The 22292-nt window shown below is 59.7% G+C and carries 20 protein-coding genes; 8 read left to right on the top strand and 12 right to left on the bottom strand.

Annotated features, from left to right (window positions below):
• Positions 1 to 3 precede the first annotated feature (3 nt).
• Positions 4 to 1017 (top strand): sensor domain-containing diguanylate cyclase, encoded by a 1014-nt coding sequence (locus V5E99_RS14435; RefSeq protein WP_499803019.1) that lies wholly within the window; start codon positions 4 to 6, stop codon positions 1015 to 1017.
• A 251-nt stretch (positions 1018 to 1268) separates the two neighbouring features.
• Here the strand turns inward: V5E99_RS14435 and msrA are convergent, their stop codons facing one another.
• Genes msrA through msrB form a run of 3 tightly spaced genes read right to left on the bottom strand, consistent with a single transcriptional unit; the run spans position 1269 to position 4330 of the window.
• On the bottom strand, positions 1269 to 1973 hold the full coding sequence (gene msrA / locus V5E99_RS14430) for a peptide-methionine (S)-S-oxide reductase MsrA (RefSeq protein ID WP_499803018.1): 705 nt from the start codon (positions 1971 to 1973) through the stop codon (positions 1269 to 1271).
• Between the two features lie 31 nt (positions 1974 to 2004).
• The gene (locus V5E99_RS14425; RefSeq protein WP_499803017.1) at positions 2005 to 3768 is read right to left on the bottom strand and encodes a cytochrome c biogenesis protein DipZ; all 1764 of its coding nucleotides are present in this window, start codon (positions 3766 to 3768) and stop codon (positions 2005 to 2007) included.
• 43 nt (positions 3769 to 3811) lie between these two features.
• The gene (gene msrB / locus V5E99_RS14420) at positions 3812 to 4330 is read right to left on the bottom strand and encodes a peptide-methionine (R)-S-oxide reductase MsrB (RefSeq protein ID WP_499803016.1); all 519 of its coding nucleotides are present in this window, start codon (positions 4328 to 4330) and stop codon (positions 3812 to 3814) included.
• A gap of 151 nt (positions 4331 to 4481) precedes the next feature.
• Here msrB and V5E99_RS14415 point away from each other — a divergent pair, with 151 nt between their 5' ends.
• The 3 genes from V5E99_RS14415 to V5E99_RS14405 all read left to right on the top strand — a co-directional run bounded on the left by V5E99_RS14415 (position 4482) and on the right by V5E99_RS14405 (position 7701).
• A complete protein-coding gene (locus V5E99_RS14415; protein WP_499803015.1) occupies positions 4482 to 5198 on the top strand; it encodes a response regulator transcription factor in 717 nt (238 codons plus the stop codon).
• On the top strand, positions 5195 to 6712 hold the full coding sequence (locus tag V5E99_RS14410) for a sensor histidine kinase (RefSeq protein WP_499803014.1): 1518 nt from the start codon (positions 5195 to 5197) through the stop codon (positions 6710 to 6712). The genes V5E99_RS14415 and V5E99_RS14410 overlap by 4 nt, the downstream gene beginning before the upstream one ends.
• A gap of 284 nt (positions 6713 to 6996) precedes the next feature.
• Positions 6997 to 7701, top strand: coding sequence for a hypothetical protein (locus V5E99_RS14405; RefSeq protein WP_499803013.1), 705 nt, complete (start codon positions 6997 to 6999; stop codon positions 7699 to 7701).
• A 74-nt stretch (positions 7702 to 7775) separates the two neighbouring features.
• Here the strand turns inward: V5E99_RS14405 and V5E99_RS14400 are convergent, their stop codons facing one another.
• Together V5E99_RS14400 and V5E99_RS14395 are read right to left on the bottom strand one after the other, a co-directional pair.
• A complete protein-coding gene (locus tag V5E99_RS14400) occupies positions 7776 to 8270 on the bottom strand; it encodes a RidA family protein (RefSeq protein WP_499803012.1) in 495 nt (164 codons plus the stop codon).
• A gap of 139 nt (positions 8271 to 8409) precedes the next feature.
• Complete coding sequence (locus V5E99_RS14395; RefSeq protein WP_499803011.1) at positions 8410 to 8904, bottom strand: RidA family protein; 495 nt, start codon at positions 8902 to 8904, stop codon at positions 8410 to 8412.
• Positions 8905 to 9027: 123 nt separating this feature from the next.
• Here V5E99_RS14395 and V5E99_RS14390 point away from each other — a divergent pair, with 123 nt between their 5' ends.
• Positions 9028 to 10437 (top strand): aminotransferase-like domain-containing protein, encoded by a 1410-nt coding sequence (locus tag V5E99_RS14390; RefSeq protein WP_499803010.1) that lies wholly within the window; start codon positions 9028 to 9030, stop codon positions 10435 to 10437.
• Positions 10438 to 10596: 159 nt separating this feature from the next.
• Here the strand turns inward: V5E99_RS14390 and cyoE are convergent, their stop codons facing one another.
• From cyoE to hmpA, 7 genes are all read right to left on the bottom strand, one after another.
• Positions 10597 to 11484, bottom strand: coding sequence for a heme o synthase (gene cyoE, locus V5E99_RS14385; protein ID WP_499803009.1), 888 nt, complete (start codon positions 11482 to 11484; stop codon positions 10597 to 10599).
• 11 nt (positions 11485 to 11495) lie between these two features.
• Positions 11496 to 11831 carry a cytochrome o ubiquinol oxidase subunit IV gene (gene cyoD / locus V5E99_RS14380; RefSeq protein ID WP_054045505.1) on the bottom strand — a complete coding sequence of 112 codons (336 nt, stop codon included), beginning with the start codon at positions 11829 to 11831 and terminating at the stop codon, positions 11496 to 11498.
• Positions 11831 to 12457: a cytochrome o ubiquinol oxidase subunit III gene (locus V5E99_RS14375; protein WP_054613570.1), complete on the bottom strand. Its 627-nt coding sequence runs from the start codon at positions 12455 to 12457 to the stop codon at positions 11831 to 11833. The genes cyoD and V5E99_RS14375 overlap by 1 nt, the downstream gene beginning before the upstream one ends.
• A 3-nt stretch (positions 12458 to 12460) precedes the next feature.
• Positions 12461 to 14491: a cytochrome o ubiquinol oxidase subunit I gene (gene cyoB / locus V5E99_RS14370; protein ID WP_499803008.1), complete on the bottom strand. Its 2031-nt coding sequence runs from the start codon at positions 14489 to 14491 to the stop codon at positions 12461 to 12463.
• A 3-nt stretch (positions 14492 to 14494) separates the two neighbouring features.
• On the bottom strand, positions 14495 to 15439 hold the full coding sequence (gene cyoA / locus V5E99_RS14365; protein ID WP_499803007.1) for a ubiquinol oxidase subunit II: 945 nt from the start codon (positions 15437 to 15439) through the stop codon (positions 14495 to 14497).
• A 797-nt stretch (positions 15440 to 16236) separates the two neighbouring features.
• Entirely contained in the window at positions 16237 to 16746 is a 510-nt protein-coding gene (locus tag V5E99_RS14360; protein ID WP_499803006.1) for a disulfide bond formation protein B, read from the bottom strand.
• 236 nt (positions 16747 to 16982) lie between these two features.
• Complete coding sequence (gene hmpA, locus V5E99_RS14355; protein WP_499803005.1) at positions 16983 to 18173, bottom strand: NO-inducible flavohemoprotein; 1191 nt, start codon at positions 18171 to 18173, stop codon at positions 16983 to 16985.
• Between the two features lie 148 nt (positions 18174 to 18321).
• Here hmpA and norR point away from each other — a divergent pair, with 148 nt between their 5' ends.
• From norR to V5E99_RS14340, 3 genes are all read left to right on the top strand, one after another.
• On the top strand, positions 18322 to 19872 hold the full coding sequence (gene norR / locus V5E99_RS14350; protein ID WP_499803004.1) for a nitric oxide reductase transcriptional regulator NorR: 1551 nt from the start codon (positions 18322 to 18324) through the stop codon (positions 19870 to 19872).
• Positions 19873 to 20063: 191 nt separating this feature from the next.
• A complete protein-coding gene (locus V5E99_RS14345) occupies positions 20064 to 20966 on the top strand; it encodes a chemotaxis protein CheV (protein ID WP_499803003.1) in 903 nt (300 codons plus the stop codon).
• Between the two features lie 25 nt (positions 20967 to 20991).
• Positions 20992 to 21450 (top strand): GNAT family N-acetyltransferase, encoded by a 459-nt coding sequence (locus V5E99_RS14340; protein WP_499803002.1) that lies wholly within the window; start codon positions 20992 to 20994, stop codon positions 21448 to 21450.
• Positions 21451 to 22292 lie beyond the last annotated feature (842 nt).

The raw sequence follows: 22292 nt of genomic DNA, 5'->3' as shown, positions 1-22292 counted from the left end.
GTGATGGGCGACGCATCGAATATCGAGTCGTTGAAGTTCAATCTCTCGGACTTCAACGAAGACATGCTGCACACCATTCTGGAACTGGTCAGCGACGGTATCTGGGACTGGAACGCCAATACCGGGTTCGTCTATCGCAACCCCGGGTGGTACGAAATGCTCGGCTATGCGCCGCACTCCCTGGACAACACCGTGCTGACCTGGGAAACCGTCATGCACCCCGACGATTATTCCCGGGTCATGGCGCTGTTCGATGACTACCTGAATCAACGCGCGCCTGGCTATCAGGCCGAATATCGCTGCCGTATGCAGGATGGCAGTTACACCTGGATCGAAGACCGTGGTTATATCCTGGCCCGCAATGCCGATGGCTCGGTGGCGCGGATGGTCGGGGCGCACCGCAGCATCGAGGACAAAAAGCGTCTGTTTGAAGAACTGGAACGGCGCAATCACTCCCTCGAAGCGCTGGTTGAAGAACGCACCCGCGAGCTGTCCCGGGTCAATCAGCAACTGCAAATCCAACTCGAAGAAAACCGCAAACTGGCGCAAACCGATGCCTTGACCTCGGTCGCCAACCGCTATCGCCTGGAAAAGGCTCTGCCCCAGGAATGCGAGCGCGCCCAGCGCTTTCGCCAACCGCTTTCGCTGATCGCCATGGACATCGATGACTTCAAGATCATCAACGATCACTACGGCCATGCCTTGGGCGATGCGGCGCTGGTGCAGGTGGTTGAGTGCCTGAAACATCACGTGCGTGACGGCGATTTACTGGCCCGTTGGGGCGGTGACGAGTTCATCCTGATCCTGCCCAACACGGCGCTGGCCGATGCTCGTTCAGTCGCGGAAAAAATCCGCCATGAACTGACGATTTTGCTGCCCGTGGGGGACTTTCAAGTGACCTTGAGTTTTGGCGTGGTCCAGCGCTTTGACGAAGAACAACAGACCGGGCTGTTGGCTCGGGCCGATCAGGCCCTGTATCGGTCGAAAGTGATGGGCAAGAACGTGATTTCAGGATGAGTGCTGCCCTGGAGATCCGTGCTGGGGGAGAGTTCTGACATCACGCAGGTTTTGTGTGCGGGTCGGGAAGGTGCTTCGGAGTTTTTCGCCGGCCTGGGTTTTGAAGTATCGACCATTGCCATGGCGCGTCCGCGTCGCGAATAAACGTGGGCTTGCTCGCGAACGCGGAGTGTCAGTCAATGCGCATGTGACTGATATGCCGTCTTCGCGAGCATGCCCGCTCCCACAGTGGTTTTGCGCCTGCCTGAGGTTTACGAGCCTGCCTTCACCAACACGGCTTTCTCCTGATACTTGTCCGGATACAACTGCTTCAACTGTGCCACCTTCGGCATGTCGTTGATCACGATGTACGGGTACGTCGGGTGTTCGGTGAGGAAGTCCTGGTGGTAGTCCTCGGCCGGGTAGAAACCGTTGTAGGTTTCCAGTTTGGTGACGATGGGTTTGCTGAACGAATGCGCGGCATCGAGCTGAGTGATGTAGGCCTGGGCGACGCGTTGCTGTTCTGCGTTTTCCGGGAAAATCGCCGAGCGATACTGGGTGCCGCTATCAGGCCCCTGGCGGTTGAGCTCGGTGGGGTTGTGGGCCACCGAGAAGTAGATTTGCAGCAGGGTGCCGTAGGTGACTTGAGTCGGGTCGAAGGTGACTTCGACGGACTCGGCATGACCGGTATCACCATCGCTGACCCGTTCGTATTGAGCGGTGTTGGCCGCGCCGCCGGCATAACCGGAAACGGCTTTTTTCACCCCTTTGACGTGCTGGAACACCCCTTGGACGCCCCAGAAACAACCACCGGCAAAAACGGCGGTCTCGCTGTGAGCCTGGGTGGTTTCGTCGAGCGCGGGAGGCGCGATAACCACAGCGTCTTCGGCACCGAAAGAGAACGCCGAGCATTGGCCAATGACGCTGGCCGCCGCCAGAGCAAGCAAGGTACGGCGCCAGGTGAATAAGGTTTTCATGGGGCTGACTCCTTGGAAAATGAGATCGCTATCAACCAAACGTGAAGGCATAGGCCGAGACGCCCGGATCGAGAAATTCGATGCTGAAGGTGCGATCCGTGACATCGCCGGACTGGCGCACCAACTGATACAACCGTTGTTCGGTGACGCTGCCGCTGCCGTCGGGGGCCACGTCGGTACCGTGGGCCTCGGCCGGGGCCTTGCCGTCGATCAGCACTTTGAAGCGCACGGGTTTGCCGTCAGTGCCAGGGCCCAGCACCAGATGCAGATCACGCGCATGAAAGCGGTAGACGATACGGCTGGCCGGGGCGCTTGCAGTGGCACGCTCCGAACCGACCTTCCATTGCCCGCCCAGGCTCCAGTTGTTCAGGGCCAGTTGGGCCGGTGGGCTGTACGTAGCAACCTTGTCCGCCGCGAGACTTTTTTCCGGGACGAAGTTCTCCGCACGCTGATAGCCGACGTAGGTTTCCGGCGACTGGACTTCCTTCATGTCCGGGGCGAGTTGCACACCCTCGGCACTGGCATTGATCAGACCGTCCGCGACCTGCTTCGCCCCGGCCTCCTTCAGCAATTGCTGAATCACGCGCTCTGACTCGGCGTATTCGCCTTCGCCAAAGTGGTGATAGCGGATGCGCCCCTGAGCGTCGGCAAAGTAATGCGCCGGCCAGTACTCGTTGTTGAACGCACGCCAGATCTTGAAATCGTTATCGATGGCCACCGGGTAGTTGATCCCCAGGTCCTTCATGGCTTTGGTGACGTTGCCGACATTGCGTTCGAAAGCAAACTCCGGCGCATGCACGCCGATCACCACCAGGCCCTGATCACGGTACTTCTCGGCCCAGGCCTTCACATACGGCAAGGTGCGCAGACAGTTGATGCAGGAGTAGGTCCAGAAATCCACCAGCACAACCTTGCCTTTCAACGCTTCGGCGGTGAGGGGTGGCGAGTTGAGCCATTGCACGGCGCCGTCCAGCGGTGGAAGGTTGCCTTCAATCGGGAGCGTGCCGGGGGCTTTGTCTGCCACTGGCATGACGCCGTCCGTAACCGGAATCGCCTCGCGGTTAATCGGTGATTTACCGGCAAGACGCCCGACCAAAGCCTGTTCGATACCGCCAGTGGACGCTGTCGAAAACCGAGCCAGAATCCCGGTATCCAGCCCCAGAGCGATGGCGGCCACACCTGCCAGCATCATCGCGCCAAGTCCGCGCCGAACCCATTCGCCAGCGCCGATCGAGCGCTTCATCGCGGCGAACACCTTACCGCCGAGCAACAGCGCCACGGCCAGGGAAGTTGCCGCACCGGCGGCATAGGCCAGCAACAGCAACGTGGTGCCGATGCTTGCGCCTTGCAGCGCCGCACCGGTCAGCACCAGCCCCAGAATCGGCCCGGCGCAGGGCGCCCATAGCAGGCCCGTGGCCACACCGATCAGAAACGAAGCACCGGGACGCGGCCGGGCGTCGGCCCCCGCCACTTCCGACAATCGACTGCCAGCCGCCACCAGCGGCCGGGTCAAACGGTCAGCCAGCCGTGGCAGCAACAGTGTCAGGCCGAACAGCGCCACAAACACCAATGCAAGCCAGCGGCCGTACTGATTGAGCTGTACCACCCAACCGCCGCCCACCGCCGCCAGCGAGGCGACGAGCGCAAAGGTCATGGCCATCCCCGCCAATAGCGGCAAACCACTTTTCATAAAGGGCTGCCCGGTGCGCGCGAAGACAAACGGCAATACCGGCAGAATGCAGGGGCTGACAATCGTCAGCACACCACCGAGATAAGAAAGAATCAGAAGCCACATGGCGTCTACCTGCATCAAGTGAGAGAAAGGAAATATCGGCGGATCACGCTGTTTTTGGGGTGAAGGTCATGGCCAGGCCATTCATGCAGTAACGTAGGCCCGTCGGTTTCGGCCCGTCGTCGAAGACATGGCCCAGATGCCCACCACAGTGCCGGCAATGAACTTCTTCGCGCAATACGCCAAATGAACGGTCCTGGCGGGTGGCCACGGCGTTGTCCAGCGGCTGCCAGAAACTCGGCCAACCGGTGCGGCTGTCGAACTTGGTCTCGGATGAAAACAGCGGCAGATCACACCCGGCACATTCGAACGTTCCGGCGCGGTGCTCGTCATTCAGCGGGCTGGTATAGGCCCGCTCGGTGCCTTCCTTGCGCAGGATGGCGTACTGCTCGGCGCTGAGCAGGGCGCGCCATTCGCTGTCGGTGTGCGTCACCTCGAAAGCGTCGGCAGCGCTGGCCTCACTGACCAGCGCCGAGGTGGCCGCAAATTTTGGCAATACACCGATCACCAGGGCTGCAGCCCCCAGCCCGCCGCTTGTTAAGAGAAATTGTCTGCGTGAAAACATGGCCGTCTCCAAAATTCCAGGTGCCTGTCATGGAACACAGCCTAGGCTTGGGTTGATCGCCGAATCCTCACGGGAAGTTAAACAATTCGTGATAACTCCCCCGCCGGAAAACCCGCACAATGTGCCCATTCGCTGCAAAGGATTGAGCTTCATGGAACAGACAAAACGCGTCCTGGTGGTCGAGGACGATTTGCATATCGCCGACCTTATCTGCCTGCATCTTCGCGATGAGCAGTTCGAGGTGGTGCATTGCGCCGACGGGGACGAAGGCATGCGCCTGTTGCAGCAAGGAAGCTGGGACGCACTGGTCCTCGACCTGATGCTGCCCGGCGTCGATGGCCTGGAAATCTGCCGCCGCGCCCGCGCCATGGCCCGCTACACACCGATCATCATCACCAGCGCACGCTCCAGCGAGTTGCACCGCATCCTTGGCCTGGAGCTCGGTGCCGACGACTACCTGGCCAAACCGTTCTCGATGCTGGAGCTGGTGGCGCGGGTCAAAGCGCTGCTGCGACGGGTCGACGCCATGGCCCGCAACCTGAAGATGGACGCCGGCAGCCTGATCATCGATGGCCTGTCCATCGACCCGATCACCCGGGAAGTGTCCCTCGACGGACGACGCCTGGACCTCACGCCACGGGAGTTCGACCTGTTGTATTTCTTCGCCCGCCAGCCGGGCAAGGTGTTCTCGCGCATGGACCTGCTCAACGCCGTGTGGGGCTACAGCCATGAAGGCTATGAGCACACCGTCAACACCCACATCAATCGCCTGCGGGCCAAGATCGAGACCGATCCGGCGCAACCGGTGCGCATCCTCACGGTGTGGGGGCGTGGTTACAAATTCGCGGCACTCGAGGACCAGCCATGAGATTGACCCTGACCCAGCGCCTGTCCCTGGTGTTTGCCGTGTTGCTGTTGGTGTGCTGCGGCACCTCGGCATGGATGCAGGTGCGCTCCAACCAGATGCATGAACAGGAAGTGGTCCAGGGATTGTCCCGGGACCTGGCCCAGCACATCGCCCACGACACGGTGCTGATGGACGCCAAAGGCCTGATGCCCAATGCCGTGCGCGATCTGTTCAGCCAACTGATGCTGGTCAACCCGAGCGTCGAGGTTTACCTGCTGAACACCCAGGGACGGATTGTCGGCAGCGCCGCGCCTGAAGGGCGGATACGCCGCGAGCAAGTCGATCTGCTACCGATTCAGCGACTGCTCAAGGGGGATGCCTTGCCGATCCTTGGCGACGACCCGCGCAGCGTCGATGGCCGCAAAGTCTTCAGTGCCGCGCCGTTGCAAGTCGACGGCAAACCCGCTGGCTATTTGTATGTGGTATTGCTCAGCGAAGAACATGACCGTTTCGCCGAACGCGGTGCCACCAGCGCCGCGCTCAATACGGCGCTGCTGTCCATCGGTCTGGTGGCGCTGCTGTGCCTGATTGCCGGTCTTACCGCGTTTGCCCTGATCACCCGGCCGTTGCGCCGCCTGACCGAAACCGTCAGCCAGTTCGACATTGATGGCGTCCCCGTCTCGCCAGCCACCGCAGGCCCGGTCGAAAAAGTCGCAAGTCACGATGAGATTGCCATCCTCGACGCCGCGTTCCGGCAGATGCAAACCCGCCTCAGCGAGCAATGGCGCTCGCTGACCCGCCAGGATCAGGAGCGCCGCGAACTGGTAGCGAACATCTCCCACGACCTGCGCACGCCGCTGGCCTCGCTGCACGGTTACCTGGAAACCCTGTCGCTCAAGGATGCCACGCTGTCCCCCGCCGACCGCCGCCGCTACCTGGGCATCGCCCTGGATCAAAGCCGCAAGGTCGGTGGCCTTGCGCAATCGTTGCTGGAACTGGTGCGGCTGGAACACGGTTTTGTGCAACCGATACTGGAACGGTTTTCCATGACCGACCTGGTGCAGGACATCTTCCAGAAGTTCGAACTCACCGCCGAAGCGCGTCAGGTGGAGCTCAAGGCAACGTTTGCGCCCAACGTGTCCGCCGCGTGCGCCGACCTCGGGTTGATCGAGCGAGTGCTGACCAACCTGTTCGACAACGCCCTGCGTCATACGCCCCAGGGCGGTGAAATCGAACTCAGCCTGCGGCCCCAAGGCGCGTTCGTCGAAGTGACAATCAGCGACACCGGCCCCGGCATCGCCGCCGAATTGCGCGAAGGGCTGTTCCTGCGGCCGTTCAACATTGGCGGCGCACGCCGCGACGGTGGGCTGGGGTTGCGGATCGTGCATCGAATCCTGCAATTGCACGGCCGCGACATCCAGTTGATCGATGTGCCGGGACGTGGCGCGACGTTCCGCTTCACGCTGCCGGTGGACGAGCAAACGGCGGAACAAGGGGTGGTTCGCTCGATGAACCTGAATACGCCGGGAAAATAATCGAGCGCTAGCGCGAGTGTTCCAATCCCTGAAGCCAATGACAGCCACGTAGGAGCTGCCGAAGGCTGCGATCTTTTGATCTTGATCTTGGGCAATGCTGAAGGTGCTGAAGATCAACAGATCGCAGCCTTCGGCAGCTCCTACGGGGTGACTGGCGTACCCGGATTATTGCCCGCTCGCCTGTTGGGCCGTGACAACACAGCGCGGGTCCAATAGATTAGGCCCCCAGAAAAGGCCCTGTGCTTTCTCGCCTCAACTCAAGTTATAGAAGTAGTGAAATTTCAATGTCCGATTCCAACACCGCTGAATCCGTAGTCACCTTGTCGTCCAAAGCGGAATACGAAAACTCCATCAATCTTTCACAGCACGTGCCCCAGGCCAAGACCATCAGCGAGATGGTCCTGGACGCTTTCCAGTCCACCCGCGAAAGCGACCAGATCCGCGAACTGCGCACCGCGATTCGCCAGGCTCACGACAGCTTCGACGACGACAAAGCCTACGAACTGATGGGCGAACTCAAGCAACTCAAGGATGCCGAGGCGTCCGACATTGCCGCCCTCGAAGACCTGAGCAGCAAGTTCCCGATCAGCCGTATTCTATCCAGCTTCAAGGACGACCCGGCGTTCCAGGAAATCGTCTACGGCCTGGCGCTGAAAGTGCTGAACCAGACCCATCAAGCCATCAGCAACCCAAGCAGCGGCAAGAGCAAAACCGCCCGGGCCAAGAAAGAAGTCGAAGTGTTCACCATCAGCAAGGATGGCGTGAACGTCACCCTGCCGTTGCGCACGCCGCGCTCGCGCCTGAACGTTGACCGCGAGGCCCTGGAATTCCTCGGTTTCACCTTCGTGGGTGAAGGCGACGAAGCGGAGCTGGAAAGCGAAACCTTCCTCGACAACGCCGGGACCGAACAAGCGGTCAACCGCAAGAACATCATCACCGCGCTGCAACAGCAAACCGCGTTCGATGGGTACAGCATCGCCGCCCAGTAACACCCCGGGCCGCTGCTGCAAAAACAAAAAGCCCCGCCTGAAGCTCAGTGCGGGGCTTTTTTATGCCTGGGAGGTCACAACGCCGGAGGACGCAACGCCACGATCATATCCAGTTCAACCGCCGCGTTTTTTGGCAGTTGATAAACCCCGATGGTCGTTCGCGTATGTTTCCCGGCGTCGCCCAACACATGCCGGAAGACATCCGACGCGCCGTTGGCCACTTCGCCCAGGTCAACGAAGTCCGCCGTGGACTTCACGTAAATCGTGACACGCAGCAGCGACTTGATTTTATCCAGCGAACCGATGGTGTCGACAATCAAGGCCAGACCGCGCATCGCACTGATGCTGGCGGCGACCTGGGCATCGGCCAGGGTCAGTTCAAGACCAACTCTGCCGGGGAACTGAACCTTGCCATGTATAAGCGGCACCAGACCACTGACATACAGTTCGTTGTTATGCCGAACCAACGGTTCGAAATGCCAGCCGACGGTACTTTCGCCGTAAATGTCATAACCGAGCTCCGTTGCCAGGGCGATAAAGCGTTCATCGCACGTCATGTGGTCAGTCATTCCCCTCCACCCCACCTCTTCATACATCCATTATTCATCCCAACTTTCGACAGATTAGCCCAAGGCTTCTGTTCACTGCGCATTTGAATGAAAAAGCCCCGCGTTCTGTCGAAAGCGGGGCTTTTTAATACGCGATGTTTTACTGCGCAGAGGGATGCAGGGCGGCGATGAGGTCCACTTCAATCGGCGCATTTTTCGGCAGTTGATACACACCAACCGTGGTTCGAGTGTGTTTGCCCGCCTCGCCCAGTACCTGCGTGAAGACATCCGACGCGCCGTTGGCCACTTCACTGAGATCAACAAAATCAAAGGTGGATTTCACGTACACAGTGATGCGAACCAGTGACTTGACGTTGTCCAGCGACCCGACCGCATCCAGGATCAGCGCCAATGCACGTACGGCGCTGATGCTGGCGGCCGCTTGAGCATCCGCCAGGTTGAGCTCCAGCCCCACTCGTCCGGGGTAATGGATCTTGCCGTTCATTCGCGGCACCAGGCCACTGACATACAGCTCGTCGCCATGTCGAAGTAGCGGCGCGTAATGCCCACCGGCCGCGTTTTCGTCGTAGATATCAAAACCGAGCTCTTTGGCCAGTTCGATGAAGCGTTCGTCGCGGGTGGTTGGCTTAATCATTGTGCTGAACCTTCTTGATCAATCGTGCAAAAAACGCCGTTGATGGTAGGCACAGACGCTTGTCTTGATCAGGGCAAGTTCGTATAGAATCCAGCGAACTTTACTGCCAGGGAGACCAGTAAAATGCAGGCTCAACGCGCGGTGATCGCCGCCATCGAGTTTCAGCCGGGCGTGCCGCTGGTGCAGCAGATTGTCGATCAACTGTCCTTCGCCATCGACCACGGCAGCTTGCCCCACGGTGCCAAACTGCCGCCGATTCGCGAACTCTCCGAACTATTGAAGGTGGGCAAGTCCACGGTCGTGGAGGCCCTCGACCACTTGCGGGCCAAGGGGCTGGTGGTGTCACGCCAGGGATCGGGGCATTACGTGCACCGCGCCAGCTTCGCAATCGCGACCGACGCCGGCCCGGACCTGCAACCCCAGGACACCCTCAGCGTCGTTCGCCGCGCATTGCTGCTGGACAACGGCGCCCTGCGTCCCGGCTGCGGCTTTTTACCTTCCTCGTGGCTGCCCGCCGAAGAGCTGCTCAAAGCCGTGCGCAGCACCCTGCGCGCCACGGCCCTGCGCATGGGGGAGTACGGCGTGGCCGGCGGTTACCTGCCGCTGCGCGAGGCGTTGCGGGTCAAACTGTCCGGTTTCGGTATCGAGGTACCGGTGGAGCAAATCATCACCACCGGCAACACCATGCAGGCCATCGACCTGCTGATGCGCCTGCTGATCAAACCCGGCGACACCGTACTGCTCGACGACCCCTGCTACTTCAACATGCACGCCAACCTGGCGCTGCATGGCGCCAAGGTCGTCACCATTGCCCGCCAGTGCGACGGCATGGACCTGGACGCGTTCGAACAACAGGTGATTGCCCACAAACCGGTGCTGTATATGACCAACAGCACGCTGCATAACCCGACCGGGCATTCGTTCTCCCCGGCGCAGGCGTACCGGTTGCTGGAGCTGAGCCATCGCTACGGCTTTCATATTCTGGAAGACGATTTGTACGGCGACCTTCAACAGCGGCGCACCCCGCGTCTGGCCGCGAGCGGGTTGGACAACGTCAGCTACGTTTCCGGATTCTCCAAGACTCTGACCGCCAACAGCCGTGTCAGCTATGCAGTGCTGTCACCGCCACTGGCGGCCCGGCTGACCACCCTGAAAATGGCTTGCGGCGGCGTGACCTCGGAATTGGCGGAGCAGATTACGTGCGCAATGCTCAGCAACGGCAGCTACGCCAAACACACGCGGCGCACGGTGGATCGGCTTTATGAATCGAGCAGTCGGGTATCACGCTGGCTGATCGAGGCGGGTTGCTCGGTGTCTTCCCTGCCCGGCGAAGGGTTGTTTATCTGGACCCGCTTGCCGGAGGGGCTGCACGCCGAAACCCTGGCGAAAAAAGGACTTGAGAATGACCTCGTTCTGGCCCCTGGGACCTTACTCAGCAAAGCCCCCGATGCGAGCCAGCACCTGCGTTTCAATGTGGCGCACAGCGATCATCCGCAGGTGCGTGAGCGGTTCTTTCGGTTGCTCGACCGCTGAGTTTTCCTGATGCACCTCATCGCAGCATTCGCGAGCAAGCCCGCTCCCACAGTGGAGCGGGCTTGCTCGCGAATGGGACAACTCAATCCTTCAGAAAAACCTCAATAAAAAACCCCGCATTTCTCTCGAAAGCGGGGTTTTTCGTACAGCGGCTAAACCTTAAGGCGCATAAGTCAGCAACAGCTCACTCGGCACTTTGAAGTCCAGCGACATCATCACGCTCAACGCGGTAATGGTGAAGATCGAGAACACGAACAGCTTGCGTGCCCAGACCGTGTCATCCACTGCCTTGTAGCCGGTCCAGGCCATGTACAACCAGTACATACCCATGGCGGCGGCGACGGCGAGGTAGCTCATGCCGGCGTAGCCGCTGAAGGTCAGCATCAGGGTCGCGACCAGGAACGCCAGGATGTAGAGCAGGATGTGCTTCTTGGCGACTTCGATCCCGCGCTTCACGGGCAGCACCGGAATCGATGCGGCCAGGTAATCGTTGAAGCGGAAGATCGCGATGGCGTAGGAATGCGGCATCTGCCACAGGCTGAACATCACCAGCAGGGTCAGCGCGGCCATGTCGAAACTGTTGGTCACGGCGACGTAGCCGATCACCGGCGGCATCGCCCCCGACAGACTGCCCACCAGCGTGCCGTGAACCGACTTGCGCTTGAGGTACAGGCTGTAGAAGCCGACGTAGATGACGAAACCGATCACCGCAAACAGCGCAGCCAACGGGTTAGCCACCTTGTACAACAGTGCAACGCCGGCAATGCCCAGGACGGTCGCGTAGATCAGGGCCAGTTTCAGGGAGATCAAGCCCTGGACCAGCACCCGGTTCTTGGTACGTTCCATCTTCAGGTCGATGTCGCGGTCGATGCAGTTGTTGAACACGCAACCGGAAGCCACCACCAGGGACGTGCCGATCATGGCGGCCAGGAAGATGGCCAGATCGACATGCCCTTTCGAGGCCAGGAAAAATCCGCCCGCCACAGAAAGCACGTTACCGAAAATGATCCCCGGTTTGGTGATTTGGATAAAGTGCTTAAAGGACATCCGGACTTTCCTCAGTGCGCCATCATGACGGTGTGGATGCTGAACATGATCCACAGCGACAAGCCAACCAGCAGGACGATCACCATCGCAGCGAAGACAAACGCAATCACGTTGTTACGCTGGGCGGCGGAGCGGTCCAGGTGGAGGAAGTACACCAGGTGAACCAGCACCTGGATCACGGCGAAGGCCAGTACGATCCACAGCGTCCAGACTTTCGGCAGCGATGGGTACATCACCAGGCCGAACGGAATGATCGTCAGGATCACCGACAGGATGAAGCCGATGGCGTAAGACTTTACGCTGCCGTGGCCGGCGTCGTGGCTATCGTGGGAATGTGCATTAGCCATTACAGGGTCCCCATCAGGTAAACAACGGTGAATACGCAGATCCAGACCACGTCCAGGAAGTGCCAGAACAGGCTCAGGCAGCTCAGGCGGGTCTTGTTGGTCGACGTCAGGCCGTGCTTGTTGACCTGATACATCATGATCGCCATCCAGATCAGACCGCTGGTCACGTGCAGACCGTGGGTGCCGACCAGGGTGAAGAACCCGGACAGGAAGCCGCTGCGGCTAGGGCCGAAGCCTTCGGAGATCAGCTTGTGGAACTCGTTGATCTCCATGCCGATGAAGCCCAGGCCGAACAGGAACGTGATGGCCAACCAGCCCAGCACCGCTTTCTTGTTGCCCTTGAACAACGCCAGCATGGCGAAGCCGTAGGTGATCGAGCTGAGCAACAGGCAGGCGGTTTCGCCCAGCACGTACGGCAGCTCGAAGATGTCGTGGCCCGACGGGCCACCCGCTACGTTGTTAACCAGTACCGCGTACACCGCGAAGATCGACGCAAACAAAATGCAGTCGGTCATCAGGTAGAGCCAGAAACCGAATACGGTCATCTCGCCCGAGTCGTGGTGATGGTCATCGTGCCCATGTTCATCGACATGGGTGTGTCCAGCATTGGTCACTAAGTTCGACATGGTTTAAGCCTGTTCCAACGAGGTTTCAACACGGGTGGCACCAGCAGGGACTTTCCCGGCTGCTACCAGACGCTTGTGCTGCTCGGCTTCGATGCGCTCGATCACGTCGACCGGCACCATATAGCCCTGGTCATCACGGGCAGCATGGATCACGAAGTAGATCACGGTGCCAGCGAGGCCGAAGATGGCCATCCACCAGATGTGCCAGATCATCGCGAAACCGAACACGGTCAACAGAGCACCCATGACCAGGCCGGTCGCGGTGTTGTTTGGCATGTGGATCGGCTCGTACTTGACCGGAGTCTGGTACGCCGTACCGTTTTCCTTGGCTTCGGTGAACGGGTCGATGCCTGGTGCTTTTGGCAGTACCGCGAAGTTGTAGAACGGCGGTGGCGAGGAGGTCGACCATTCCAGGGTATGGGCATTCCACGGGTCGCCGTGTTCGCACATGTTTTCCGGCTTCTTGCGGTCACGCACACTGACGTACAGCTGGATCAACTGGCAGGCAATACCGACGGCGATCATGACCGCGCCGAACATTGCAACATGCAGGTAAGGCACCCACTCAGGGTTGGTAGTGGCGTTCAGACGACGGGTCATGCCCATGAAGCCCAGTGCATAGAGCGGCATGAACGCGACGAAGAAGCCCGAGATCCAGAACCAGAACGCTGCCTTGCCCCAACCTTCGTGCAGCTTGAAGCCGAACGCTTTAGGAAAGAAGAAAGCGAAACCGGCGATGTAGCCGAATACCGCGCCGCCGATGATCACGTTGTGGAAGTGAGCGATCACGAACAGGCTGTTGTGCAACACGAAGTCAGCACCCGGGATGGCCAGCAGTACGCCGGTCATGCCGCCGATGGCGAAGGTCACCATGAAGCCCAGGGTCCAGAGCACCTGGCTGGTGAACTGCAGACGACCGCGATAGATGGTGAACAGCCAGTTGAATAGCTTCACCCCCGTCGGAATCGAAATCAGCATCGTCGCCAGGCCGAAGAAGGCGTTGACGCTGGCCCCCGACCCCATGGTGAAGAAGTGGTGCAGCCAGACCATGAAGCCCAGGATCGAGATCGCGCCCGAGGCGTAGATCATCGAGTGGTGGCCGAACAGACGCTTGCCGGAGAAGGTCGAGATGACTTCGGAGAAGACCCCGAACGCCGGCAGAATCAGGATGTAAACCTCGGGGTGACCCCAGGCCCAGAACAGGTTGACGTACATCATTGGATTGCCACCAAGTTCATTGGTGAAAATGTGGAAATCCATGTAACGGTCAAGCGTCAGCAGTGCCAGGGTAGCGGTCAGAATCGGGAACGATGCCACGATCAGCACGTTGGCCCAGGTGCAGGTCCAGGTGAAGATCGGCATGTCCATCATCTTCATGCCCGGAGTACGCATTTTCAGCACGGTGGCCAGGAAGTTGACCCCCGTCAATGTCGTCCCGAGCCCGGACAGTTGTAATGCCCAGATGTAGTAGTCAACACCAACGCCCGGGCTGTAGCCCAGTTCCGACAGCGGCGGATACGCAACCCAACCGGTACGGGCGAATTCGCCGACACCCAGGGACACGTTCACCAGCACGACGCCGGAAACCAGCAGCCAGAAGCTCAAGGAGTTCAGGAATGGATAGGCAACGTCACGCGCGCCGATCTGCAGCGGCACTGCAAGGTTCATCAGGCCGGTGAAGAATGGCATCGCCATGAAGATGATCATGATCACACCGTGAGCGGTGAAGATCTGGTCATAGTGTTCAGGCGGCAGGTAGCCAGGCGAACCCTCGGTGGCCATGGCCAACTGGGAACGCATCATGATGGCGTCGGCAAAACCGCGCAGCAGCATGACCATGGCGACGATGATGTACATCACGCCGATTTTCTTGTGGTCGACCGACGTCAGCCACTCAGTCCACAGGTAGGTCCACTTCTTGAAGTAAGTGATCAACCCGAATACCGCCAGACCGCCGAGCGCGATCATGGCGATGGTAATCATCACAATCGGCTCGTGGAACGGGATCGCTTCCCAACTTAATTTACCAAACATCGTTTACTCCTCTGCCCCGGCAGCTGAATGCGAACTCATGTCCATCCCTTCCATGGCGGCCATTTCGTGCTCTTTACCTTCGTGGTGCATTGGCTTGCCCGGTTTCATGCCTTCGTACTTGTCGAGGATGATCTGGAACAGGTTTGGCGTGAACGAGGCGTAGAGTTCGACTGGGTTGTTCTGGCTTGGTTTGGAAAGGGCTTCGTATTCAGCTTTTTCCAGCTGTTTAGGTGCCTTCTTGACATCACTGACCCAGGCATCGAAATCCGCCTGGGAAGTGGCGATAGCTTTGAACTTCATGCCGGTGAAACCCGCGCCGCTGTAGTTGGCCGAGATACCGTCGAATTCAGCGTTCTGGTTGGCAATCAGGTGCAGCTTGGTCTGCATGCCCGCCATCGCGTAGATCTGGCCGCCCAGGCCCGGGATGAAGAACGAGTTCATCACGGTGTCGGAGGTCACTTTGAAGTTGATTGGCGTGTTAGCCGGGAACACCAGTTTGTTAACGGTGGCGATGCCTTGTTCCGGGTAGATGAACAGCCATTTCCAGTCCATGGCGACCACTTCAACGGTGATCGGCTTGACGTCGGAATCCAGCGGACGGTACGGGTCCAGTGCGTGGGTCGACTTATAGGTCACGTAACCCAGGGCAATGATGATCAGGACCGGAACAGCCCACACCGCGATTTCGATCTTGGTGGAGTGCGACCACTTGGGCGCGTAGACCGCGTCCTGGTTGGAAGCGCGATATTTCCAGGCGAACAGGAACGTCATGACGATGACCGGCACAACGACCAACAGCATCAGCAGCGTTGCGGTGATGATCAGGTTTCGCTCATCCAGGCCCACCTGGCCCTTGGGGTCGAGCAAGGTCATGTTGCAGCCTGACAGCAGCAACGTGCCGAGCAGCGGCAATAAGCCTAGTAGTCTGGGGTACCTGTTTTTACTCATCTCACGACCTCTAAAGCAGCTTGCGCAATGCAGTTGGGTTTTGATCGCCAACACTTCACCCTGCCAAGGGTTGGCATTTTTCTTGGATTGAATAAGGGCTGCCCGTCGCGCGTCAGACGCTGTTCGACAAATCCTGGGCTAGCGGTGAGTTCTTATTCGAATTCGTGGTCAAAGGCCTTGTTACAGACCAATTCCATTTGGTGCGGATAGTCGGAAAGGCACCGACACCTGGGGGTCGCATAAAGCCGCTAGGCTTCTCGACGCCCTATTCTGCTCAGACGAGAGCAGTGCCGGGAATTCAGTGCGGGCGATTGTAGATACGTAGCGTTGTATAAACCATGTCTCATCTCGAAATAATTTTTATCCGTTCCAGCAACAATCATTAACGGATTTTGCAAAAGTTCAGCATGGTATCGAAATTAATTCTCAACAAAAACACCAAAATTTGTGGGGCTACCACCCGCAGTTCAGACAGCCTTCATGGCGCTTTGCCTTCCCCCACCCCTGCCAAACCCCCGACATGGCAGGGTTCCAGCGGTTCGCCGGGGCCTGTTAAAACTGCCTGTTTACCCGTGACAGCGCTTGAATGGACGGACGCCCCGAGCCGCTCGTTTCATTGCTTAGCTATGCACCAATTCGAGCGCTTGTAATGCCTTGCGACACTCGAGCTGTGACAACATGTCGCACACGTCACACCCCTCTCCTTGTTTTCAATCAAGGTCTTTTGCCAGAGCCCTGAAACGCAAAACGCCCCGGTCCTCTTTACGAGAACCGGGGCGCTTTTTTAACGCGACGGGTTAGCGGATTGCCTTGCGGTTACGCGACACCAGTAACGGCACCAGCACCACCACCAGCACAAACGCCACCAGCGCCCACTGCGCCAGCGACAGGCCGAGGATCGGCGGATACGGCGTGGAGCAGAAGCCGTCGACCTGGAACACCAGCGGGAAAATCTTCGCCAGCGGCAAGCCATCGACAATCGGTTGCAGCACATCAATGCCGCAGCTGACCGCCGGGTAGAACTGGGTATAAACGTGATGCCCGGCCGCTGCGACGCCACCGAGTGCGCTGATCACCACCAGCACCTCAAACACCGTAATGCTGCGGCGGGTGCGCATGGCCGCGCCGATAAAGGCGAAGAGCGCGATCAGTAACAAGGCATAGCGCTGCAGGATACACAGCGGGCACGGCGCCTCTTCCAGAACCACCTGCATGTACAGCGCCCCACCGATCAGCGCCAGGCAGATGATGCCCAGCAAAACCAGAAAGCGCCGCTCACGGCCCAGCCGCATTGTTTCGTCACTCATCGCGTTTCCCTTCTAGATATCGATTGCCGGAAGTCTACACGCAGACCGTGACGGTTGAGAGCCAGGTGCGCGCCGGTAGATGTCGGGGAATAGACGATAGGCCGGTTAAGAAGGGATTAAGTTTTGAACAACAAGATCAAAAGATCGCAGCCTGCGGCAGCTCCTACGGGTATATGCGATCCCTGTAGGAGCTGCCGCAGGCTGCGATCTTTGCGGGTTCACCCCATCACATCGACTTACTCAAGCGCAGAAGCCGGCCCAAAAAACTCATAACGGCTCTGCTTCTCCGGCACGCCCAGCGCTTTGAGGTGACGCTTGATCGCCGCCATAAAGCCCTTCGGCCCGAGGAAGTAAGCGTCCAGGTCGCGCTGCTGCGGCAACCACGCGCCCAGTTGTTCCTGACTCAACAACCCGACCTTGTCCGCCGCCGGGCTCACGCCATCGTCTTCGGCGTAGCAATAGAAGCGCTTGAGCTGCGGATGACGCGCGGCCAACCCGTCGATCCAGTCACGGAACGCATGCACGCTGCCGTTACGGGCACAGTGAATAAAGTGGACCGGCCGCTCGGTCGCCAGCGCCGCTTCGAGCATCGCCAGGGTCGGGGTAATGCCCACACCGCCGCTGATCAACACCAGCGGTTTGTCGCTGGCGGTCAGGGTGAACTCGCCCGAGGGCGGAAACAGCTGGATGCTCGCGCCGACATGTAGTTGATCGTGCAAATGGTTGGAGGCCCGGCCGCCGGTTTCGCGTTTGACGCTGATGCGGTACTGGCCGTTGTCCGATTGGGAAGTCAGCGACGACAGTGAATAGTTACGACGAATCTCTTCACCGTCGAGGATCAGTTTCATGCCGATGTACTGGCCCGGCTCAGCGGCGAGGATCGGACCTTTGTCGGCCGGTTCGAAGTAGAACGAGATGATTTCCGCACTTTCCTCGACCTTGCCGGCAACGATGAACTCCCGCGCCCCGCGCCAGCCGCCCGGTGCCTGCTCTTTCTGATCGTAGATGCTGGTTTCGGCACCGATCAGAATATCGGCCAATTGACCGTAAGCCGCGCCCCATGCCGCGATGACTTCAGGCGTGGCGATTTCTTCGCCCAGCACTTCGGCAATCGCCCGCAGCAGACAGGTACCGACAATCGGGTAGTGTTCCGGGAGGATTTGCAGGGCCACGTGTTTATTGATGATCTTCGCCACCAGATCGCCCAACTGGTCGAGTTGGTCGATGTGCCGCGCATACATCAGCACGCCGTTGGCCAGGGCACGGGGCTGATCGCCGCTGGCCTGGTGGGCCTGGTTGAACAGTGGGCGGACTTCCGGGTATTCGGAGAGCATCATGCGGTAGAAGTGAGTGATCAGCGCTTCGCCACCGCTTTCCAGCAGCGGCACGGTGGATTTGACGATGGCACGGTCTTGAACGCTAAGCATTAGGGCGACTCCTGAGCTTTTATGTGAATACCCTTTACTTATCAGTTTCCATGCCAAGATTTAAAACCTTAAAAATCAGTAACTTGAACTGTTCGTAGTCATATCGACACACAGTGCTTTATAGTCCTGCCGACTACATGGAGTCACTATGACTGCAAAATCCCTGCTCACCGCCCTGCTGCCCCTGGTCTCCGACCTGTCCCGCGAACTGCCCGAAGGCGAGCGTTATCGACGCCTGCTCGAAGCCATGCGCGCCCTGCTGCCCTGCGACGCCGCCGCCCTGCTGCGCCTTGATGGCGATTGGCTGGTGCCGCTGGCGGTGGACGGCTTGAGCACCGACACCCTGGGCCGACGTTTCAAAGTCAGCGAACACCCGCGTTTCGAAGCGTTGCTCAGCAGCCCCGGCCCAACCCGTTTCGCCGCCGACAGCGATTTGCCCGACCCCTATGACGGCTTGGTCGATGGCCTCGACGAACATCTGGAAGTCCATGACTGCATGGGCTGCCCGCTGTTTATCGATGAACGCCCGTGGGGCCTGCTGACCCTCGATGCCCTGGACCCGGAGCGCTTCGAGCCCATCGAACTGGACGCCTTGCAAGCGTTCGCCAGCCTCGCCGCCGCCACCGTCAACGCCGCCGAGCGCATCGAACGGCTGGCCAATCGCGCCGAAGACGAACACCAGCGCGCCGAGGTCTACCGTCAGGCCAGCGGCCAGCAGAACCGCGAGATGATCGGCCAGAGCAAGACCCACAAACACCTGGTGGAAGAAATCAATCTGGTGGGCGGCAGCGACCTGACCGTGCTGATCACCGGGGAAACCGGGGTCGGCAAGGAACTGGTGGCCCAGGCGATCCACGCCGCGTCCCCGCGTGCCGACAAACCGATCATCAGCCTCAACTGCGCGGCTCTGCCGGACACGCTGGTCGAGAGCGAGCTGTTCGGCCACGTGCGCGGCGCGTTCACCGGGGCGCTGAATGACCGGCGCGGCAAGTTCGAACTGGCCAATGGCGGTACGTTATTCCTCGATGAAGTCGGCGAGTTGTCCCTCACCGTGCAGGCCAAACTCTTGCGGGTGCTGCAAAGCGGCCAATTGCAGCGGCTGGGCTCGGACAAGGAACATCAGGTCGATGTGCGGCTGATCGCGGCGACCAACCGCGACCTCGCCGAAGAAGTGCGCAGCGGCCGCTACCGCGCCGACTTCTATCATCGCCTGAGCGTGTACCCGCTGCTGGTGCCGGCGCTGCGGGATCGCGGGCGGGATGTGTTGCTGCTCAGCGGCTTCTTTCTCGAACAGAACCGCTCGCGCATGGGCCTCAACAGCCTGCGCCTGAACAGCGATGCCCAAGCGGCGCTGCTCGCGTATCCGTGGCCGGGAAATGTGCGGGAACTGGAGCACTTGATCGGCCGCAGCGCGTTGAAAGCCCTGGGCAACTGCAAGGAACGGCCGAAGATTCTCAGCCTGAGCGCAGCGGACCTCGACTTGCCCCACGGCACCGTCGAACGGCCTGCCGAGCAACCGGCCGTCAGCCCGGTGACGTTGGTCTCGGGTGACTTGCGCGCGGCGACCGAGGAGTATCAGCGGCAATTGATCAACGCTTGTCTGGAACGCCACCACAACAATTGGGCGAGCGCGGCCCGTGAGCTAGGCTTGGATCGAGCGAACCTGGGGCGCATGGCCAAGAGATTGGGGATGAAATAACCAAAGATCGCAGCCTTCGGCAGCTCCTGCGCCGATCACATTTCCCTGTAGGAGCTGCCGAAGACCGCGATCTTTTGATCCACCCCACATCTATTGCTGCTAAAGCCTGCTCCCATCAAGTCGATAACCCGGCATCAATAGCTTTTGGCGATGTTCCACTCGCCCATCACCTTTCTCCAAAGAAGGTTTTTATGTCCACCACCAAAGCCCGCGCAGATTCACTTTCGCTTCTTCTGTTTACCTTGCGCAGCGGCAAGCTGATGGCGATCAACCTGCTGAAAGTCAGTGAAATCATCCCTTGCCCGCCGCTGACCAAGCTGCCGGAGTCGCATCCACACGTCAAAGGCATCGCCACCCTGCGCGGCGCGTCGTTGTCGGTGATCGACCTGAGCCGCGCCATTGGCGAGCGACCGCTGGAAGACCCGAACGGCGGCTGCCTGATCGTCACCGACGTCAGCCGCTCCAAACAGGGCCTGCACGTTCAAGCGGTGAGCAAGATCGTCCACTGCCTGACCACCGACATCCGCCCGCCACCCTTCGGCTCTGGCGGCGTGCGTTCGTACATCACTGGCGTGACCTCGGTCGATGGCGTGCTGGTGCAAGTGCTGGACATCGAAAAAGTCATCCACGGCATCGCCCCGGCGCAGATCGAAACCGCCCCGACCGAACTGAGCATGGAAGACGCCGAAGTCCTCGGTAACGCGCGGATTCTGGTGGTCGACGACAGCCAGACCGCGCTGCAACAATCGGTGCACACCCTGCGCAACCTCGGCCTGCAATGCCACACCGCCCGCAGCGCCAAGGAAGCCATCGACTGCCTGCTGGACCTGCAAGGCACCGCCCAGCAGATCAACCTGATCGTCTCGGACATCGAAATGTCGGAAATGGACGGCTACGCCTTCACCCGCACCCTGCGCGAAACCCCGGACTTCTCGCACCTCTACGTGCTGCTGCACACCTCGCTGGACAGCGCGATGAACAGCGAAAAGGCCCGTCTGGCCGGGGCCAACGCGGTGCTGACCAAGTTCTCTTCGCCAGAACTGACCAAATGCCTGATCGAAGCCGCCAAGGCTGTCGCCGAACAGGGACACTGAGTTGGCCGAGGACTTTTGCTTTTTAATGCGCCGCGACCTCACCGAGGCGGTGCCAGCCATCGCCTGGCCCAGCGGCGTTGAACTGAGCCAATACCGCCCCGAACTCGCCGAAGCCGTGCATCAGTTGATGGCGCTCGGTTATCGCGAAGGCGGCGGTCGCGTGCCGGCGCTCGACGTCTGGCAGCGGCGTTTTGAGACCGATCCGGAATACGATCCGAGCCTGTGTTTCATCGCCCTAGATGACCAAGGTGTCGTCGGCGTTTGTCAGTGCTGGACCAGCGCCTACATCAAGAATCTGGTGGTGCATCCTCGCGCCCAGCGCCTGGGACTCGGTCATGCGTTGCTGCTACATGCTTTCAAAGTGTTTCAGCAGCGCCGCGAAGGCTTTGTCGATTTGAAAGTGCTGGAGGACAACCTTCGGGCGCAGCGATTGTATGAAAACGCCGGGATGCGGGTGGTTCGCCGGGAATTAGTGCCGGCCTGATACCGTTAAAAGATCGCAGCCTTCGGCAGCTCCTACGGAAGATCGCATTCCAACGGTAGGAGCTGCCGAAGGCTGCGATCTTGGCGGTGTCGGCCATTCGAAACGCTTGGGGCATACTCCAACCCTGGCCGAAACGCACAAGGATGCCCCTTCTGCTACTCACCCTCACCACCCAGGCCCGACGCCTGATTGTATGAAAGTGACGGGATGTGGGTGGTTCGCCGGGAATTAGTGCCGGCCTGATACCGTTAAAAGATCGCAGCCTTCGGCAGCTCCTACGGAGGATCGCATTCCAACGGTAGGAGCTGCCGAAGGCTGCGATCTTGGCGGTGTCGGCCATTCGGAACGCTTGGGGCATACTCCAACCCTGGCCAACACGCACAAGGATGCCCCTTCTGCTACTCACCCTCACCGCCCAGGCCCGACGCCTGTTTGTATGAAAGTGCCGGGATGCGGGTGGTTCGCCGGGAATTAGTGCCGGCCTGATACCGTTAAAAGATCGCAGCCTTCGGCAGCTTCTACGGAGGATCGCATTCCAACGGTAGGAGCTGCCGAAGGCTGCGATCTTGGCGGTGTCGGCCATTCGAAACGCTTGGGGCATACTCCAACCTTGGCCAGCACGCACAAGGATGCCCCCAATGAAACTCATCACGCTGCTACTCACCCTCGCCGCCCAGGCACGACGCCTGATTGTATGAAAGTGCCGGGATGTGGGTGGCTCGCCGGGAATTAGTGCCGGCCTGATACCGTTAAAAGATCGCAGCCTCCGGCAGCTCCTACGGAGGATCGCATTCCAACGGTAGGAGCTGCCGAAGGCTGCGATCTTGGCGGTGTCGGCCATT

The sequence above is a fragment of the Janthinobacterium sp. LPB2021202312-11-4 genome (assembly GCF_037049705.1).
GTDB lineage: Bacteria > Pseudomonadota > Gammaproteobacteria > Pseudomonadales > Pseudomonadaceae > Aquipseudomonas.
This window is presented reverse-complemented; position numbering and strand designations above follow the sequence as displayed.

Bases quoted from the DNA above. Each gene is read 5' to 3' on its own strand.
- V5E99_RS14375 (WP_054613570.1), bottom strand. From the start codon at position 12,457: ATGTCGAACTTAGTGACCAATGCTGGACACACCCATGTCGATGAACAT.
- cyoA (WP_499803007.1), bottom strand. From the start codon at position 15,439: ATGAGTAAAAACAGGTACCCCAGACTACTAGGCTTATTGCCGCTGCTC.
- V5E99_RS14395 (WP_499803011.1), bottom strand. From the start codon at position 8,904: ATGATTAAGCCAACCACCCGCGACGAACGCTTCATCGAACTGGCCAAA.
- cyoD (WP_054045505.1), bottom strand. From the start codon at position 11,831: ATGGCTAATGCACATTCCCACGATAGCCACGACGCCGGCCACGGCAGC.
- V5E99_RS14410 (WP_499803014.1), top strand. From the start codon at position 5,195: ATGAGATTGACCCTGACCCAGCGCCTGTCCCTGGTGTTTGCCGTGTTG.
- V5E99_RS14425 (WP_499803017.1), bottom strand. From the start codon at position 3,768: ATGTGGCTTCTGATTCTTTCTTATCTCGGTGGTGTGCTGACGATTGTC.
- V5E99_RS14340 (WP_499803002.1), top strand. From the start codon at position 20,992: ATGCGCCGCGACCTCACCGAGGCGGTGCCAGCCATCGCCTGGCCCAGC.
- V5E99_RS14360 (WP_499803006.1), bottom strand. From the start codon at position 16,746: ATGAGTGACGAAACAATGCGGCTGGGCCGTGAGCGGCGCTTTCTGGTT.
- msrB (WP_499803016.1), bottom strand. From the start codon at position 4,330: ATGTTTTCACGCAGACAATTTCTCTTAACAAGCGGCGGGCTGGGGGCT.
- cyoB (WP_499803008.1), bottom strand. From the start codon at position 14,491: ATGTTTGGTAAATTAAGTTGGGAAGCGATCCCGTTCCACGAGCCGATT.
- V5E99_RS14345 (WP_499803003.1), top strand. From the start codon at position 20,064: ATGTCCACCACCAAAGCCCGCGCAGATTCACTTTCGCTTCTTCTGTTT.
- V5E99_RS14400 (WP_499803012.1), bottom strand. From the start codon at position 8,270: ATGACTGACCACATGACGTGCGATGAACGCTTTATCGCCCTGGCAACG.
- norR (WP_499803004.1), top strand. From the start codon at position 18,322: ATGACTGCAAAATCCCTGCTCACCGCCCTGCTGCCCCTGGTCTCCGAC.
- V5E99_RS14415 (WP_499803015.1), top strand. From the start codon at position 4,482: ATGGAACAGACAAAACGCGTCCTGGTGGTCGAGGACGATTTGCATATC.
- cyoE (WP_499803009.1), bottom strand. From the start codon at position 11,484: ATGTCCTTTAAGCACTTTATCCAAATCACCAAACCGGGGATCATTTTC.
- V5E99_RS14435 (WP_499803019.1), top strand. From the start codon at position 4: ATGGGCGACGCATCGAATATCGAGTCGTTGAAGTTCAATCTCTCGGAC.
- V5E99_RS14405 (WP_499803013.1), top strand. From the start codon at position 6,997: ATGTCCGATTCCAACACCGCTGAATCCGTAGTCACCTTGTCGTCCAAA.
- hmpA (WP_499803005.1), bottom strand. From the start codon at position 18,173: ATGCTTAGCGTTCAAGACCGTGCCATCGTCAAATCCACCGTGCCGCTG.
- msrA (WP_499803018.1), bottom strand. From the start codon at position 1,973: ATGAAAACCTTATTCACCTGGCGCCGTACCTTGCTTGCTCTGGCGGCG.
- V5E99_RS14390 (WP_499803010.1), top strand. From the start codon at position 9,028: ATGCAGGCTCAACGCGCGGTGATCGCCGCCATCGAGTTTCAGCCGGGC.